Here is a 15,642-nt window from a genome sequence, read left to right on the forward strand (position 1 = left end):
CATGAACGAGCAGGAACGCATCGATGTGGACAAGCAGGATCGACGCGGCCGGTTGCTTGAAGCCCGACGGCGTATCGACCCGGCCCAATGCCTGGACGCAGGCCGCAAGCTTGCCGACCTGCTGGCAGGCCAGGTGCTTGCCAGGGTCGAACGCTCCCGAGGCGGCCAAGGCCTGACCGTGGCTGCTTTTGCCTCCATTCGAGGGGAGATAGCCATGGACCCCAGCCTGGAACTCCTCCTGGGCCGGGGCGACCAGGTGCTCATTCCAATGCTGGGTACAGGCACCGAAGTAGGTTGGGGTCGACTGCAATCACGGCAGGATCTGGGTGACATGAAGCGGATTCCAGGTTGGCGGCCTGACGAACCCGATATGCCTGCCCTGTCGGCACAGGCCTTGGGTACGGCTGATCTGATTCTGGTGCCAGCGCTGGCCATCGACCATGCCGGCATTCGCCTGGGTCGGGGTGGAGGCTGGTATGACCGTGCTCTGACCCTGCGTGCAGACCGGACCCCAGTAGTAGGCATCTGCTGGCCCGGCGAATTCGTGGAAGCCCCTCTGCCCCATCTGGACCATGATCTCCCCGTGGATGCAGTCCTGACGCCTGCAGGTTTCACGCCCACAGCCACAGGTCTGTCACGAAGGCCCGGCACAGACCATAATGGTGATGAACAAGGCTGACGAGAGGCCCGGTGCCGATTCTTCTGGTCGAAGCCACCACTAGGATATTGGGTATTGAACCAATCGTCGCGCGAACCGACCATCAGCGGAGGGAAAGAACGGTGCCCACCTATCATTATCGCTGCAAGAACTGCGGATACGACTTCACCAAGGAGCAGTCCTTCAACGACGAACCCATCACCATCTGCCCCAAGTGCGGGCAACAGCAGGTCCGCAAGATCTTCTCCGCAGTGCCCATCGAGTTCAAGGGTCATGGCTTCTACCGGACCGACGGGGCCTCATCCTCCTCTTCGAGCTCCACCAGCGGCAAGTAGACCGAGAGGCACATTCGACCACATCGACCATGCAGACCCATAGGCCGGCCAAGAACCTGGCAGGCTGGGGGCATGGTCGATTTTTCCATCTTCAGCAAGAAGGATAAGCCTTCATCGGCAGTCGGATCCCTGACCCGCCGGCGGCGACTTTTTCGGCTCAGGCGTGTGGGGACCGCCCTGGCATTGGGGCTGGCAGTGTTCTGTACCCTGCAGATCCTGGTCCAGGCCCAGGGCCGCCTGTCTATACTGGTCGCCGCACGGCCCATTGCACGCGGATCAGCCATCGAACCTGCCATGGTTGAAAGGCGGACCCTGCATGGCAGGGAGCGGCTGCCCGGCCTGATCTCCTCATATGAGCAAGTCCGTGGACGGCGGCTGATGATCAGCGTCCATACGGGGCAACCGCTAACGACGGCCATGATCAGCGCCAGACCGACGCAGCCGCCCGGGACCACTCCGGTGACCGTCCGCTTGACCGACGATCCGGGAGACCTGCAGGCTGGGGACCAGGTGAGTTTGCTGGCTTCAGGGGACTGCCCTGCTGATGCCGGCCCGCACCCTGTCCAGCCGAATTCCGGGCAGGCCTCAGGCGGCGGACACTGCATGATAGCCGAGAAAGCTCTGGCTCTACAACCAGCGCAGACAATCCCCAGGGACCGATCCGACCCGGAAGGGCGGGAGGGCAACCAAGTCCGGCAAGCATCCCAGGCCGTCTTCGCTCTGGATGCCGGCCAGGCTCTGCTCTTGCTGTCGCTGGATCCATCCACCCCTGTCATCGCCATCCGCCCCGACAGCACTTCTGCACCGACACCCTCCGATCATGTCGGAAAACCGAAACCATTCTGGGCCCGCGATAATGGAGGAAGAAGCAGGCATGGGCGCTCCATGCCTCACATCAGCTACGGAAGGATGCAGAATGGCCTCGATCAATCAGGTGGCGGCCAAGGATACCGCCGAAGCAGTCCACAAAATCTCGCAGATCAGCAACAAGGGCGTGCTGGGCGAGTTCAAGCAGTTCATCTCACGCGGTTCCATGGTGGATATGGCCGTGGGCGTGGTCATGGGTTCGGCGGTGACCAGTGTGGTCAACGCCATCGTCAACAATCTGATCAGCCCGCTGATCGCCATGATCTTCGGCAAACCGGATCTGTCGGGACTCCTGACCATCAGCTACCGGAACGCCACTATTTCCTTTGGCGCCATTCTGACGGCCCTGCTCAACTTCCTCTTGATCGCCATCGCCGTCTACTTCTGCATCATCATGCCCATCAACAAGCTGCGGCAGCTGAGCCGGGCAGCCTCGGGGATCAAGGATCAGCCCAATGCACCCAGCCCGCAAGACCAAAGCCTGCAGCTGCTTCGCCAGATCGCCGACGACATCCACCGGTCAACAGGTGCAGGCGACAGTGAACAGACCGGAACCGAACTGCCCAAGGGCCAGGATTAGGATCAGCGGTCAGTCGCCGCGCTCATGGGGAAAGAGCCCCCAATGCGGGGGCAGCTCGCCCAGGATCCGCCGATCATCCCCGTCAAGACGATCCTGCGCACAGACCCGATCCTGAGGATCTTCCTCGGTGCCATCAACATCAAACCGTTCCCTGCCTGGACGAACTACCCGGCGATGCCGACGCGGGTGCGAAGCTGCAGGCTCACCAGGCTGCTTCCCGCGCTCTGGTTGGTCATCCTTCGCCATTAACGCGCCTGCTGGTAGATATCGGCAAGGCGGGCGACGATCCTGTCGGCTTCTTTGTCAGGGTTGACAAAGGCCGAAACGCTCCAGACGGTCATGACCGACCATCCAAGATACTGCAGGTCCTCGGTGGTGAACCGGTGACGTTCCCGGGTGGACTGGGTGTGCATGAACTCGGCGTCGTCTGTCAGCACCGCCAAAGCATAGGGCTTGTTCTTGAGCCCGACCACCAACGGAACTCGGGGCGCCTGGTCGTACCCGTAATCCAGGGCTACATCCAGCCCCCGGGTTCGCAGCCGCTGGGCCAGATCCCGGAAGAGCACATTAGTGGACTGCTCGGCCTGCTCGGGCCGGACCGGTTCCGCGTCGGGGTGCTCAGCCCAGGTCAGCAGATCCTTGAGCAGACGCGGCCCAGGCTGGTGAAGACGGTCGTCTTCCAGGTCCTCAGCGGAAAATGCCGCGACGATGTCCAGATTCCGATCCGGCAGAACGAGAGCATCCAGCAGCATGCCCTTGCCCCCTTCGCCTTCCAGATCGCCGAACTGCTGCAGGAGACGGCCGTGAGTGGTCTTGGCAAACCCCAGAGTCAGGATTACGTCCGTGGCGCGAGCACCACAGACCTCGTCAATGCCGACGATGCGTACATGCCGCAGGAACTTGGCGAAAACCCTGTCCTTGGCTGCCGCCGATTTGAGTTCGGCGCCCAGCCGGGAGCGATGGGTTGCCGACAGCGTGACCACAGTCAGCAGATAACTGTTCGGCACCAGGGAGAAGGATCCGGCCCTGCGCTTGAGCATGTCGACAACGGCAGCGACCTCCTGTTGGCTGGACTCGACCAGCCCGGTGGCCATGACCGGGACGCCAGCGCCCTCCACCCTGGTCAGGGTCACCCTGCCAGGTTCCCGACAATCAGGGACAGGTGCCGGCAGATCCCCATAGCCGTGATCCTTCAGGAAGGTGTCCAAGCGAACCGAGCGGCGCGAGGGGCGGGCTTTGACGGTGACCGGGACCAGATGGCCGACCAGTTGCAAAAGGCCATCCGAAGTGATGGTAGGCCGGTGGGCGATGACTGCCACCTGCCGGGCCCGAGCCAACACAGTCAGCACCTGGATGGAAGGCATATGGGCTCCGGCATCGATGATGACCGTGTCGGCCAGCTGTGTCGGATTGGTCCTGGTTGCCAGCGTGGCCGGAGTCGCGATGATGATGGGCTTGGCCGCCGACAGGATGCCAGGGTGGGCCTGTTGGAAGACCGTAAGGGAGGCACCGGGGTTGCCGGCCAGCATGGTGTGCAGCTGATTGGCCTCCTGGGTGCGCGAGAAGAGCAGCTCGGACAGACGCTTTTCGCTCTCCTGGGCAACCATGGGGCCTACGCTGGCCACGTGCTGAGCATCCACCTGGCTGAAGCGGTCGGCTGCGTTGGACAGGGCGGAACCATCCTGGTTGGAGATGATCTGCGAGGAGCGCATGATGTCGTCGAAGACCGTGGTCCACCAGGCCAGTTGCAGCTCGGCCCGCACCGCCTTGCCTTCAACCTGACGGTTGCGCAGGTCCTGGACCAGCTCCTCCAGCCCTGCCTTGCTGAATTCACCCTCCAAAGCGCAGCGCTCAGGCAAGGTATCCAAGGCTGTATGGTCGTCAAAGAGCGCCTTGAGCCGCTCCTCCACCTTGTTGAGATCCATGGTCTCCAGATCGCCCCCGGCCGGAGTCGAGTCCAGGACGGTGTCCAGAGCTGTCATGTCGCGGATCAGGGATTCCTGCGTGTCGATGATGACGTCCAGTTTGGGCGGCAGGACCGGCCAGCCGCCGTGGGGGACGAAGGTCCGCCACTGCTCGGCCTGCTTGGAGACCACCACCAGCGACTCATGCAGATCCTCGACCTGGGCCCCGGGCCTGAGCAAGCTCTTGGCCTCCTTGACCAGACGTCTGCGTTCCCAGAATCCCAGGTTGGTGCCGTTGGCCTTGCGATCGGCCTTGGACTTGGTGGCCTCGATCATGGCGGGAATGTCGCGCTCGAATATGGAAGGCTGGAAGACATCCAAGACCCGGCGCAGGTTCTTGAGGACCACCACCTGCCGTCCCCAATCCTTGACGGTGGCAGGCACAGGGAATCCGCAGGTCTCTACCGTGGATTTGACCTGCTCACGGGTGTCCGGCAGAAGCCGCTGCAGAAGACGGACCACACGGGAGTACGCGTCCACAGCCTCGTTCTCGTTGACCAGGGTGGCTCCGAACCAGGGGGTGTCCTGGGGGCCGATGACGAATTCGCCCAGCTCGGCAGCCCTCTCCAGCTTGTCCGCCCACGTATCCAAATCGGGTTTCAGATCGTGGGCGGTGGCCGCGCCCAGACGGACACGGGTGGCAGGGTGCGTAGGCATATTGGCGATGTTGGCCAGATTCTGAATGGTTTGGTAGGCCGAAACCCCCCAGCTGGAATCCACCCCATGCAGATCGCCCAGGTAGCGGGTCAGTCGGGAACGGACACCCACAAGCTCATCAGCCACCTGGTCAAAATGCTCGCTGGCCTTGCCGGGTTTGAACCCCACTGCATCGATCAGCCGTTGGTCCAGGACCCTGCCCAGTTGATCATCGGTCAGATCGAGGGCCATATCAGCCATCCCAGCGGCATCCAAACGATGCTGGAAACGCCGCTTCTCCTCCACCACGCAGGGCACATAGAGCACGGTCCTGCCGGCGGTGACGCAGCGCGAGGCGATGGCCAGGGCATCGTCGGCGCTGTGGAGGCCGGTCTGCTCATCCACAAGCACGCTGTGCCCGGTCGCCACCAGCTGGGCGGCATAACGGACCCGGTTGTCCACGTCTCCAGCCTCAAACTCGCTGTGAGGGTCAGCATCGAAGGGGCTGTAGTCGGGCACTGGTCCGCCCTTGAGCCGCTCGGAGGCTGCCTGGTCGCCAGCCAAGGCATCCAGCAGATCGTTGCCGGTGGACCCAGCGGTCATCCGGTCCAGAATCCGAAGGCTTTCGCCCAGCAACTGGGCCGATGGCTCGATAAAGCACCCCAGAACGATTTTCCGCTCAATGGTGAAGTCACTGATATGCGGCGTGATCAGAGCCGTCATGTCCTTGAAAAGCGATGAGGTTTCAGGGGTGCCGCCCTGATAATGGGAGGCAGAAAACAGGCGATCCGGATCCAGGGTGATGCCACGCTCGCGCATGGCCGAGATCAAGGCAGGATTAAGATCCACCTTGCCTGTGAATCTGATGGAAGCCCTGGAGGCCCCCTGTGTGCTCTCATCGATGCGCACGGGATAGAGCAGTACGGGCATGTCGCGCCCCTGCCAGGCAGCCACCCCTACGACCATGGAAAGCTGGGCGAAACCGCTGGCACGCTCCTTGGCGGCCTGGTCGTCCAGAACCCGCTCCATACGGCGGTGGGCCGCACGCAGCATGCCGCGGTCCCGGAAAAGCGCATCCAGATGAACCTGGCCGCTGGCGAAAAGCTGGGCAATGCCTGAAGGATGCGCGTGCGTGAGATCCATCTGCGCCGCCAGTTGCGACACATTCTCCAGTGGGGTCAGTCCCACCTGGTTCTGGTAGTCCTGGCGCCATCCCCGGATTCGCTCCAGTGGAGTCAACGGGGCCTTGACTTCTTCTGCCGTACGGTCGGAGGAGGACCCGGCCGTCGATGCCTGTGCATCTTCGGCCCGTTTGTCTTCTTCCGATCCCCCGGTGCTCATTACCGTCTCGCTCATCCGTCCACTCACTTCCGCACGGCGTTCAGATATTCGTGATACCCGTCATTGTTGCGCAGGGCCGCGTCGATGTCCTGATCGCCCTGAGCCTCCAACCAGGCGTACAGATCATCATAGAGGGCCGGATTCATCGCCAGAAAGGGCAGCAGCTGGCGATGCTTGGCCATGGCGAACTGCAGGGCGAAGTCACCAGTACGCTTGGCATCATCGGAGCTCATTCCGTCCACCACGATGGCCTCCTGGCCACGGTCATAGTCACCCTTGGAGACCCGCTCGAAGACCGATCCGGGCTCGAAGGCCGGCTGATACTGCTGGTCATCATCCGGCTGATCCGCTGGCTGAGGACGTCGGGCCTGATCCGATTCCTTCTTGGAAAGGCGGGCCAGCTCTACGGCTCCCAGCGGGGTGAATCCCTGGGCGGTGTCCGCTTCCCTCCCCCGGCCTTGCCGTGATTGACCATCTGCATAGCCCCTGCGGCCGGAAGCTGCACGATCATCGCGATGCCGACGATCATCACGGGCATCGCGAGCATCCTGGTCGTAGCGATCCTGATCAGGGGCGGATTCAGCGGAACGGGAACGACGAGCATCAGCGAAAAGATCGCGGTCGACCGGCTGGCTGTCCTCCTGCCGAGTGCCGACCAAGGGCAGACTCTGCTCGGATTCGTGTTCCTGCCATGGCAGAGGCTGGCGGGCTTCGCCACCACGCCGATCACCTTCGCGGTCTTCGAATGCTCTGTCATCCGGCTGGTCGGCATAGGCCCTGCGAGGGTATGATCCCTGACCATCAGCCGAGCCGGCATCAGCCGGCCCCCTGTCAGTCTGGCCATGCTCAGCTGAATCAGAATCGTCAGAATACCGAACCTGCGGGCCTCGCGAATCTGTGGGCTCTGCTCTTCCGGAGAAAGGCGGCGACGGATTGCCCTCCGAACCCTGAGCGGCTGGGGCAGTCTTGGGACGATCCTGTGAAGCACCGCCGGCCTCTTGGGAAGAATCGGCTGTCTTGGCAGCGCCCAAGGCCATATCGTGAAGGGCAGTGACCCGGTTGCGGACCCCGTCGGCCTTGAAGATGCCAGTGGGCTCGCCGGCGCGCATGTCCAGAATGTCGTCGACGGACATTTCAGCCGCATCAGGCTCCACCATGCCCCGGGGCTGTGTGGAGTATGAGAAGAGGTCGGGCACCCGGGGCGAGGGATCGGTCTTATCCTCTTCGGGATTGTTGATGCGCACGAAGTCGACAGGGACATCTCCGAACTGGAAGCGGGCCGAGCTGCTGGACAGGGGGAAGGCGGCGTCCACGGGCAGCCTGACCAGGGAGCCGTCGGACTGGATCAGATAGGAGCCATTGGTGGAACCCATGTCGCGCAGGGTGGCCAGACCGTCCTGGTCGACGGCGAAAATGGCATGCCGCTTGGACATGGATTTAGTCTGATCGGGCACCTCCAGACGACGCCGACCGTCATCGGCCAGCGGACGCAGAGGCTTGCGGCCGATCTCGACGGTCTCGCCAGGCTTGAGCCGGGTCTCTTCCGCCCCATTGAACTTGATTATCCACACCTGCCCCGGTCGCCGATCGTCACTCACGTTTTCGACCTCCCAAATCTGCAGCCGCCTTCACTCGGTACTATCGCCTATTCTGTCATGAAACCCAGAGATAGGATTGATTGCGTGCCGAATTACCTGATAAAGGACACATGAGAGGCTCGCAGGCATAGCGCACCTCTTGGAGCCGTCCGGATCGGGAGTATCTGCAGGCCTGATTGTGGTAAACGGCAGGTGGCTCATTGCCTGCCATGAATCAATTCAGACACTTCGATCCACTATTGTGCGGAAAGCAAGCGACTCATAATCGTTTGGTCCAAGGCCGACCCAACAGGCACACCCATCCCCCATGGCATGGCCGGATATGGGAAAGCCCCGGGCCGTCGGTGACGGCACAGGGCTTTCCAGCATGCAAGGGCTCAGAAAGAGCCGATGACTACTTGAGCTCGACGGTGGCGCCGGCCTCTTCCAGCTGAGCCTTGGCCTTGTCGGCGTCCTCCTTCTTGGCACCTTCCAGGACGGCCTTGGGGGCACCGTCAACCAGAGCCTTGGCGTCGGCCAGGCCCAGGTTGGTGATGGCCTTGACGGCCTTGATGACCTGGATCTTCTTGTCGCCGATGGCGGAGAGGACGACGTCGAACTCGGTCTTCTCCTCCTCAGCCGGAGCAGCGGCACCGGGGGCGGCAGCGGCCACGGCCACGGGGGCGGAGGCCTCGACGTCGAACTCGTCCTCGAACTTCTTGACGAAGTCGGACAGCTCGACCAGAGTCATTTCCTTGAACGCGTCGATGAGCTCGTCAGCGGAGAGCTTGGCCATAATGGCTTCCTTTCATTTGTGGCGACCGGCATTGACTGGTAGGCCGATCACCGAACATCTTCTTTTGTATTTGCCGTATGGATCCGGGCCAGTGGCCGTGGACTCAGGCGGCCTTTTCCTGCTTCTCGCGCAGGGCGTCGAACGTGCGCACGGCCTTGGTAGGCACAGCGACGAACAGGTTGGCGGCCTTGGACATGGTGCCCTTGAGCGCGCCGGCCATCCGGGAGAGCAGAACATCGCGGGATTCCAGATCCGCGATCTTCTTCATGGCATCCGCGTCAGCAACAGCTCCATCAATGAAGCCGCCCTTGACGATCAGTGCCGGGTTGTCCTTGGCGAAATCACGCAGCGTCTTGGCGGCATTGACGTAATCACCCTTGACAAAGGTAATGGCGCAAGGGCCGGCAAGCATCTCATCGAGACCCTCGATTCCAGCCTCTTTGGCCGCAATCCGGGCTAGCGTGTTCTTCGCCACGTTGTAGGAAGTATCGCGGCCTAGCTTGTTTCGCAGATCGGCGACCTGCGGAACACTGAGCCCGCGGTACTCGGTGAGGATGATGGCGTCGGCGTCACGGAACTTGTCCGTCAGCCTGGCGACAGCCTCTTCCTTTTCGGGCCTTTTCATGGCGTTCCTTCCTAGACAGACCTCTGGAGGGAGCCGGGCGACTGAGCATGACAGGCAAAAAGAAAGCCCTGCCGACAGGCAGAGCAGAAAACAGGTCACGAGGACCGATTGGAAACTCAACCTGTGCTGGCTCGATCAACCGAACTTAGGAGACCCAAGGGTCCCGACCAACGGTCTTTGGTATGCAAGGGGCAATATTACACAGGTCGTCTGCAGCCGTCAAGTTCATAGACACGGCAAGTTGGGAGCCAGCCAGATCCGGGGACTGCAGAACCACAGCAGACTCACGGCATCCAAGCCTTGACGGGCGCAACCCATCGGATCGCAGGCCCATAGGTGCCAGGCCGCACGGCCGAGGGCTCCTTGCTGACCTGCGCTCAGAGCTCGCGCACGATGCCCAGCACCAGCCTGGCGGCCGTGTCGGCATATTCGGAGATGTCGAACTCCCGGAAGACCTCGTAGTCGGTGTCGGCGTTGTCGCTCAGAGCGCGGATGACCAGGGCTGGCACCTTGTTGCGGGCCGCCACGTGGCAGACAGCCGCTCCCTCCATCTCAACCGCGTCGGCCCCGGTCTGCTCCTTGACTTCGGCGATCTTCTCTGGGCTGTCCACAAAGTAGTCACCTGTCGCAATGGTGCCGACGATGTGCTTGATCCCCATGGAGTCCAGGGTCCGGCTTGCCAGATCCAGCAGGTGAGGATCCGAGTGGAACTCCTCGGTGCCGGGGGCCGACTGGGCCACCAAACGCATGTCGGTATCCAGATAACGCAGAGTGCCTCCAAGAACCACGTCGTTGATGTGCAGGTCCTTGTTCAAGTTGCCCGCAATACCGGAGAAGATAACGGCCCTGGGATGGAAGGCATCGATCAGATACTGTGTGGTGGCGGCGATGTTAACCGTGCCCATGCCGCCTACAGTGGCAGCCAGACGAACCGGGCCGTGTGACCCATTCAGGGTGCCGCATATGACCTTCAGGCCAGCATCACCGGCCTGGGAATCCTGATCCGCCTGCTGCAGACCTCGACCGATCAGGGCCACCTCCTCATCCATGGCCCCGATGACGGCAACCGGCCGCCGATCCTCACCCTTCAGGGAGGCATCCGCTTCGTTCATACCTGACTCCTTATCCAAGATTTCACCTGCAACTGCAGCCCGACCAGACTACTGCAGGCGCAAGTCAACGAGCCGTGTTTCGACGACGGTCCACGGCTCCTGCCAGCTCCTCCAGCAGGTCCTGGGTATCAGGCCAGGAGATGCAACGGTCGGTGATCGAACACCCGTAGACCAGCTGGTCCAATGGGGCCGGCTGCTGATTGCCTCCACGTATGAAACTTTCCATCATCAGGCCAGTGACGCCTTCCTCACCGTCACCTATCCGCTGGGCCAGCTCATGGACAACCTGGATCTGGCGTCGCTCGTCCTTGCCGGAATTGCCATGGGAAGCATCGATGAGCAGTCCGTGGGCAGCCGCGCTGTCCTCAGGCATGCGCTGGCGCAGCACGGCAAGTGCTGCCCGCACCGAATCCTGATCATAGTTGGGGCCGGACTTGGAGCCGCGAAGGACCAGATGACAGTCGGGGTTGCCCATGGTCGCCACGGCCGCAGCCTGACCCTCATGGTCTATTCCGAAGAAGGTGTGGCGCTGAGAGGCCGCATAGCAGGAATCAATGGACACATCCACGCTGCCATCCGTGGCGTTCTTGAAGCCGATGGGCATGGACATGCCGCTGGCCAGCTGCCGATGAACCTGGCTCTCCGTGTTCCGTGCGCCAATGGCCCCCCAACTGACCGCATCGGAAATGTACTGCGGCGATGTGGGCTCAAGAAATTCCGTGGCCGCCGGAAGTCCGGTTTCCAGCACACCCAGCAAAATGCGCCGCGCCAGGACCAAGCCCTTCTGGATGTTGTAGCTGCCATCCAGGTCGGGGTCGTTGATCAGGCCCTTCCAACCGACCGTGGTCCGAGGCTTCTCGAAGTAGACTCGCATGACGATCAGCAGCCGATCCCTCAACCGCTCATTGACGGCCGACAGACGACGGGCATAGTCCAGCGCAGCATCGGGGTCGTGGATGGAGCATGGACCCACAATGACCAGCAACCGATCATCCCGCCCATGCAGGCAGTCCACGATTTCCTGCCGGGAGCGGATGACCAGATCCTTGGCCGACCCGTCCAAGGGATATCTGGTCAGCATCTGCGCGGGCGAAGGCAGGCGGTCAAGCTCAAAGACCCTCCTGTTGACGATCCGGCCTATGCCTACCTCGTCCTCCCACCTGGGCACGTTCCCGGTCTGCAGGGGGTTGACGCCTGCCGCCAGCGCCTTGTGGACCAGTTCAACCTCGTAGGCCTTGCTGGGTCGGGGCAAAGGCTCCTGTGGCTCATCCTTGATCCGGCTCATGCCTTCTCCTTTCCCGACGGGCTTGCACAGCATCGGCCAGGATCTGCAGCAGTTCCTCGGTCCTGTCCCAGGAAATGCAGGCATCGGTGACTGATCGGCCGAAGACCAGCTGATCCAGCGGGGCCGGTTTCTGGTGACCGCCCTCAAGGAAGCTCTCCATCATGATGCCTGACAGGCCCTGCTCACCCTTGGCGATACGTTCTGCCAGCCCTTCGACCACCTGGGCCTCACGCACTGGATCCTTGCCACAGTTGCCATGGGCTGCGTCGACGATCAGCCCCCGGCAGGCACCAGGGCCCAGCGGGGCCTGGTGCATGGCCTCCAGGGCGGACCGGACGGACTCCGAATCGTAATTGGGGCCATGACTGGAACCGCGCAGAATCAAGTGACAATCTGGATTGCCCCTGGTCTCGGCAGCGATGACATGGCCGTCCAGGTTGATGGACAGGAAGTGATGCTCGGATGCTGCGGCCAGGCAGGAATCAACCGCTGCCTTTACGCTGCCCTCGGTCGAATTCTTGAAACCCATGGGCATGGACATGCCGCTGGCCAGTTCCCTGTGGACCTGGCTCTCCGTGTTCCGAGCACCGATGGCCCCCCAGCTGACCGCGTCGGAGAGATACTGCGGGGTGATGGGATCCAACCATTCTGTGGCCGCCGGAATCCCTTGTCCCAGAACCTGCCAGAGCACTTGACGGGCCAGGCGAATCCCCTTGCGAATGTTGAATGTTCCATCCAGATCGGGGTCATTGATCAGGCCCTTCCAGCCCACCGTGGTCCGGGGTTTTTCAAAGTAGACCCGCATGACGATCAGCAGCCGATCCTTCAACCGCTCATTGACGGCCGACAGACGACGGGCGTACTCCAGAGCAGCCTTCGGGTCGTGAACTGAGCAGGGGCCGGTAATGACCAGCAGCCGGTTGTCTCGGCCATGCAGAACATCCCGAATGGCCTGACGGGAGTCCCGCACCAACTCCATACGCTCCGGATCCAGGGGCCGCGAGCGCAAAAAGACCCTGGGGGCCGGGATGGGATCCAGCTGACGAATGTTGACGTCCACTGTTTCGGGAAAGACGGCCGTATCGGCAAAATACTGCCGCTCCTCTTCCGGGATGATATCCGGTTCCTTGACGAATGCCACGGTCGCTCTCCTCTCTGTCGTACTTCGACGATCTTGCCCGAATTCCTTATGACCATCCGCGTCCGGGCCGATGCGGACGGTCCGTTCCCGCGATCCATGCAGACCACGGGAACGAACAGCTCAATGGATAAATTGGTGACGTTGCTCAGGCTAGGGCGCCCATGGGATCCCAGGCGGGCAGCATGATAGCCTCCTGGTCAAAGGCCCGGCGATACTCCTCGGACAGCATGGACTTGGGCACGGCCACCTCATAGACATACTGGCTGAACCAGTCGTCGCTCATGGTGAAGTAGCCCTTGTTGGCGATGTCCCCGCCCCAGGAGTTCTCCACCCGCCAGCGGTTGGTGGTCCGGCCGTCGTCGGCCACATCCACGCCCACGAATGCCATGGCATGGTTCTGGGCAGAATCTCCGAAACGCACCCGCTGCTCCTTGTCCATGTCGAAGTCCACACCGTAGACCCGGCCGTACTCGAACAGGTCAGTGGCCCACTGACCGGCCTTGCGGTCCATCATGGGATGGCAGTCGGCGCCGAACCAGACCGGCAGGCCCTGCTCGCTCATCAGACGACGGGCGCAGTCCTTCATGACCTCCACCGGAACGTTCAGATACTCGGTGGGATCGCCGCCAGCCACGTTGCCCAGATGCTCGATGCCGATCTTGCGGCCCTTGGGGTGCTCGGGACGCGGATCGTCGACCAGGCAGACATAGTCTTCGAGTCCGGCATTGACGTAGCGCTTCCAGAACTCCTGCGGGGTGATCCGCCCATCCCTGTGGAAGACGCCGTCCTTGTCGGTCCACTCCCAGTCGAAGCTGGTGGGCGGGGTGCCCAGATGAATGGTCAGCATACGGTGCCCGGCCTCCATGGTCCGATCAATGATCTCGTCGATCCCGTCCGGATTGGCCACCATGTGAGCCGTGGCCTGGTGGAGCAGGCGACGCAGCTGATCGTTCATCTGGCTGGTGTTCTGGGAGGAAGCGGTCTCGGGATAGAACTGCTTGGGCACTGCGCCGTACTTCTTGTAGATGTTCATGGCCATGATCCACTGGCCGCCATCGCCCATGACATCGCCCATCAGGAAGCGCATGAGCTGGGAGTCGACGGGCTCGCCGGCGCGCACCAGAGCCGCCACGTCGCGCAGGAAGTAGTTGACGCGCTCAAGCTTGTCATAGTACATGGCATAGTTCTGGGACAGCTCGAAGTCGCCCATGGGGTTGGCGGTGCTTTCACCATCGATGTTCAGAGCCTTGCGGGCCACGAATCGGGCCACGTTCAGCGAGCTGAAGAGCCAGCAGCGGCCAGAGTGCGCCTGCGAGGTGACCGTGCCATTGTCGATGCTGACCGAAAAACGGTGCTGGAGCAGACGGGAGCGGTTATAGTTGTGGGCCACTTCGTCAATGCCTACCTGAGTGACGGCATTCATGGCGACATGGTTGGCCTCGCGCTCATCGAAGGCGGTGCGCAGGCCCTCCAAACGGGTCTGATCCAGTGGTGTCAGTACTGATGTCATGCGGTCTGTCCTTGTTTCCTTTCATGCGGATGTATCTGCATCCCTGTATTCAGCATAGCGGGAATCGGTCCTCATGGGTTCGCCTGGCGGATGATGTGGACAACTGTGCCTTTGTCAAGCCAGGGAGAAGCGCTGGGCCGCATTGACCACGGCCAGGGCCACTAGGACCGCCAGACCAAGAGAGATCCAGCCCCTATAGGTTCCGGGGCGTGAGCGATTGGCGCGCAGGCGGTCTGCCAACTGTCCGCGAATCAGCCAGAGGACGACCAGTCCCCCGATCAGGCCCAGCAGGGTCATGCCCTGGTTGATCATCGAGCCGGTGCGGGCCGGCACTGTCTGGGTCAGCCACATCATGGCGTCAGCCAGGACCAGGTTGTTGAAGATATGCAGTGCCATGGACCAGAGGATGGAGTATTCCATGGCGATGACACCCAGAACCAGGCCCAGCAGGAAGGTGAACAGACTCTGGGTGATGTCTCCGTGCAGGCAGGCGAAGATAAAGGAGGAGGTGACGATGGCGAAGGTTCGTCCGTAGGGCTTCAGTCGGCCCATGACCACGCCGCGCAGCAGGAACTCCTCGACGACGGGGACCAGGATAGCCGTGTCCAGGGGCGACAGGAACCCGTGCTGGCCCGCCGCGATCTGGGAGGTGGTGGAATGGTAGACCAGCCCCAGGGCCTGGGATCCTTGGTTGACCACCCAGGTGAAGCCGGTCTCGATGCTGCTGGCCAGCATAATCAGCAGGATGGCCCCGATCAGCACGACCGAGCCAGGATTGGTCTGCGCCTTGTACTGCACAGGGTTGGTCCCGCGCCCGCGCAGATCCTGGCTGCGGGTGCCGAAGAGAAAGACCAGCATGACCAGATCGCCCAGCAGATCGGCCAGCCCCGGCTGACGGGCAATGCCCAGGGCCGCGGCCACCGAGGGCAGATTCAGAACCCCGGCGATCAGGTTGGCCGCCACCAGATACACCAGGGCATAGAGGGATTGCAGGTCCACCCCACGGCGCACCTGGGCACTCCATGGGCGTGAAGCCGCAGCCGACCCGGATGACCCCGTGGCGGACACATGTGATGATGCGTGCTGTGATTGATGCATGACGCTCTCCCAACCCTGTGACCCTTGGCCTGCACCTCTTCACCATCGACTCTAGGCCTCGGCAGGGGTTCGGGCCGAGATTGACGGCCACGCCGGTTCGGCAGGCAGCCACCCGGC

Annotated in this window: 13 protein-coding genes and 1 pseudogene; 4 read left to right on the forward strand and 10 right to left on the reverse strand. The window is 62.2% G+C overall.

Annotated elements, in window-relative coordinates:
* The first annotated feature begins 1 nt into the window (after window position 1).
* The 4 genes and pseudogenes from H3T92_RS02705 to H3T92_RS02720 all read left to right on the forward strand — a co-directional run bounded on the left by H3T92_RS02705 (window position 2) and on the right by H3T92_RS02720 (window position 2,440).
* Window positions 2-679 carry a 5-formyltetrahydrofolate cyclo-ligase gene (locus H3T92_RS02705; protein ID WP_198189353.1) on the forward strand — a complete coding sequence of 226 codons (678 nt, stop codon included), beginning with the start codon at window positions 2-4 and terminating at the stop codon, window positions 677-679.
* Between the two features lie 101 nt (window positions 680-780).
* On the forward strand, window positions 781-993 hold the full coding sequence (locus tag H3T92_RS02710; protein WP_198189354.1) for an FmdB family zinc ribbon protein: 213 nt from the start codon (window positions 781-783) through the stop codon (window positions 991-993).
* Window positions 994-1,065: 72 nt separating this feature from the next.
* Window positions 1,066-1,404: pseudogene (locus tag H3T92_RS08345) on the forward strand (SAF domain-containing protein); the annotation flags it as partial.
* Between the two features lie 622 nt (window positions 1,405-2,026).
* Window positions 2,027-2,440, forward strand: coding sequence for an MscL family protein (locus tag H3T92_RS02720; protein ID WP_415873673.1), 414 nt, complete (start codon window positions 2,027-2,029; stop codon window positions 2,438-2,440).
* 9 nt (window positions 2,441-2,449) lie between these two features.
* Here the strand turns inward: H3T92_RS02720 and H3T92_RS02725 are convergent, their stop codons facing one another.
* The 10 genes from H3T92_RS02725 to H3T92_RS02770 form a co-directional block, all read right to left on the reverse strand.
* Window positions 2,450-2,686 (reverse strand): hypothetical protein, encoded by a 237-nt coding sequence (locus H3T92_RS02725; protein WP_144085027.1) that lies wholly within the window; start codon window positions 2,684-2,686, stop codon window positions 2,450-2,452.
* On the reverse strand, window positions 2,686-6,396 hold the full coding sequence (locus H3T92_RS02730) for a helicase (protein WP_232341834.1): 3,711 nt from the start codon (window positions 6,394-6,396) through the stop codon (window positions 2,686-2,688). Before H3T92_RS02730 ends, H3T92_RS02725 begins: the two co-directional genes overlap by 1 nt.
* 8 nt (window positions 6,397-6,404) lie before the next feature.
* Complete coding sequence (locus tag H3T92_RS02735) at window positions 6,405-7,979, reverse strand: variant leucine-rich repeat-containing protein (protein WP_332460618.1); 1,575 nt, start codon at window positions 7,977-7,979, stop codon at window positions 6,405-6,407.
* Between the two features lie 394 nt (window positions 7,980-8,373).
* Window positions 8,374-8,754 carry a 50S ribosomal protein L7/L12 gene (gene rplL / locus H3T92_RS02740; protein WP_045924837.1) on the reverse strand — a complete coding sequence of 127 codons (381 nt, stop codon included), beginning with the start codon at window positions 8,752-8,754 and terminating at the stop codon, window positions 8,374-8,376.
* Window positions 8,755-8,857: 103 nt separating this feature from the next.
* The gene (gene rplJ / locus H3T92_RS02745; RefSeq protein ID WP_024626821.1) at window positions 8,858-9,379 is read right to left on the reverse strand and encodes a 50S ribosomal protein L10; all 522 of its coding nucleotides are present in this window, start codon (window positions 9,377-9,379) and stop codon (window positions 8,858-8,860) included.
* A gap of 377 nt (window positions 9,380-9,756) precedes the next feature.
* The gene (mtnN, locus tag H3T92_RS02750) at window positions 9,757-10,491 is read right to left on the reverse strand and encodes a 5'-methylthioadenosine/S-adenosylhomocysteine nucleosidase (protein WP_198189356.1); all 735 of its coding nucleotides are present in this window, start codon (window positions 10,489-10,491) and stop codon (window positions 9,757-9,759) included.
* A 64-nt stretch (window positions 10,492-10,555) separates the two neighbouring features.
* On the reverse strand, window positions 10,556-11,776 hold the full coding sequence (locus H3T92_RS02755; protein WP_232341835.1) for a 3-deoxy-7-phosphoheptulonate synthase: 1,221 nt from the start codon (window positions 11,774-11,776) through the stop codon (window positions 10,556-10,558).
* Entirely contained in the window at window positions 11,757-12,917 is a 1,161-nt protein-coding gene (locus H3T92_RS02760) for a 3-deoxy-7-phosphoheptulonate synthase (protein WP_198189357.1), read from the reverse strand. Before H3T92_RS02760 ends, H3T92_RS02755 begins: the two co-directional genes overlap by 20 nt.
* Window positions 12,918-13,062: 145 nt before the next feature.
* The gene (locus H3T92_RS02765; protein ID WP_198189358.1) at window positions 13,063-14,427 is read right to left on the reverse strand and encodes a C1 family peptidase; all 1,365 of its coding nucleotides are present in this window, start codon (window positions 14,425-14,427) and stop codon (window positions 13,063-13,065) included.
* A 114-nt stretch (window positions 14,428-14,541) separates the two neighbouring features.
* Window positions 14,542-15,525 carry a CPBP family intramembrane glutamic endopeptidase gene (locus tag H3T92_RS02770; RefSeq protein WP_198189359.1) on the reverse strand — a complete coding sequence of 328 codons (984 nt, stop codon included), beginning with the start codon at window positions 15,523-15,525 and terminating at the stop codon, window positions 14,542-14,544.
* Between the last annotated feature and the right edge of the window lie 117 nt (window positions 15,526-15,642).

The sequence above is a fragment of the Bifidobacterium sp. W8112 genome (genome assembly GCF_016101425.1).
GTDB classification, from domain to species: Bacteria; Actinomycetota; Actinomycetes; order Actinomycetales; family Bifidobacteriaceae; genus Bombiscardovia; species Bombiscardovia apousia.

Excerpts from the sequence above, each read along its gene's own strand:
- H3T92_RS02730 (WP_232341834.1), bottom strand. The coding sequence starts at position 6,396 with ATGAGCGAGACGGTAATGAGCACCGGGGGATCGGAAGAAGACAAACGG.
- rplJ (WP_024626821.1), bottom strand. The coding sequence starts at position 9,379 with ATGAAAAGGCCCGAAAAGGAAGAGGCTGTCGCCAGGCTGACGGACAAG.
- H3T92_RS02720 (WP_415873673.1), top strand. The coding sequence starts at position 2,027 with ATGGTGGATATGGCCGTGGGCGTGGTCATGGGTTCGGCGGTGACCAGT.
- H3T92_RS02755 (WP_232341835.1), bottom strand. The coding sequence starts at position 11,776 with ATGAGCCGGATCAAGGATGAGCCACAGGAGCCTTTGCCCCGACCCAGC.
- H3T92_RS02770 (WP_198189359.1), bottom strand. The coding sequence starts at position 15,525 with ATGCATCAATCACAGCACGCATCATCACATGTGTCCGCCACGGGGTCA.
- H3T92_RS02765 (WP_198189358.1), bottom strand. The coding sequence starts at position 14,427 with ATGACATCAGTACTGACACCACTGGATCAGACCCGTTTGGAGGGCCTG.
- H3T92_RS02705 (WP_198189353.1), top strand. The coding sequence starts at position 2 with ATGAACGAGCAGGAACGCATCGATGTGGACAAGCAGGATCGACGCGGC.
- H3T92_RS02725 (WP_144085027.1), bottom strand. The coding sequence starts at position 2,686 with ATGGCGAAGGATGACCAACCAGAGCGCGGGAAGCAGCCTGGTGAGCCT.
- mtnN (WP_198189356.1), bottom strand. The coding sequence starts at position 10,491 with ATGAACGAAGCGGATGCCTCCCTGAAGGGTGAGGATCGGCGGCCGGTT.
- rplL (WP_045924837.1), bottom strand. The coding sequence starts at position 8,754 with ATGGCCAAGCTCTCCGCTGACGAGCTCATCGACGCGTTCAAGGAAATG.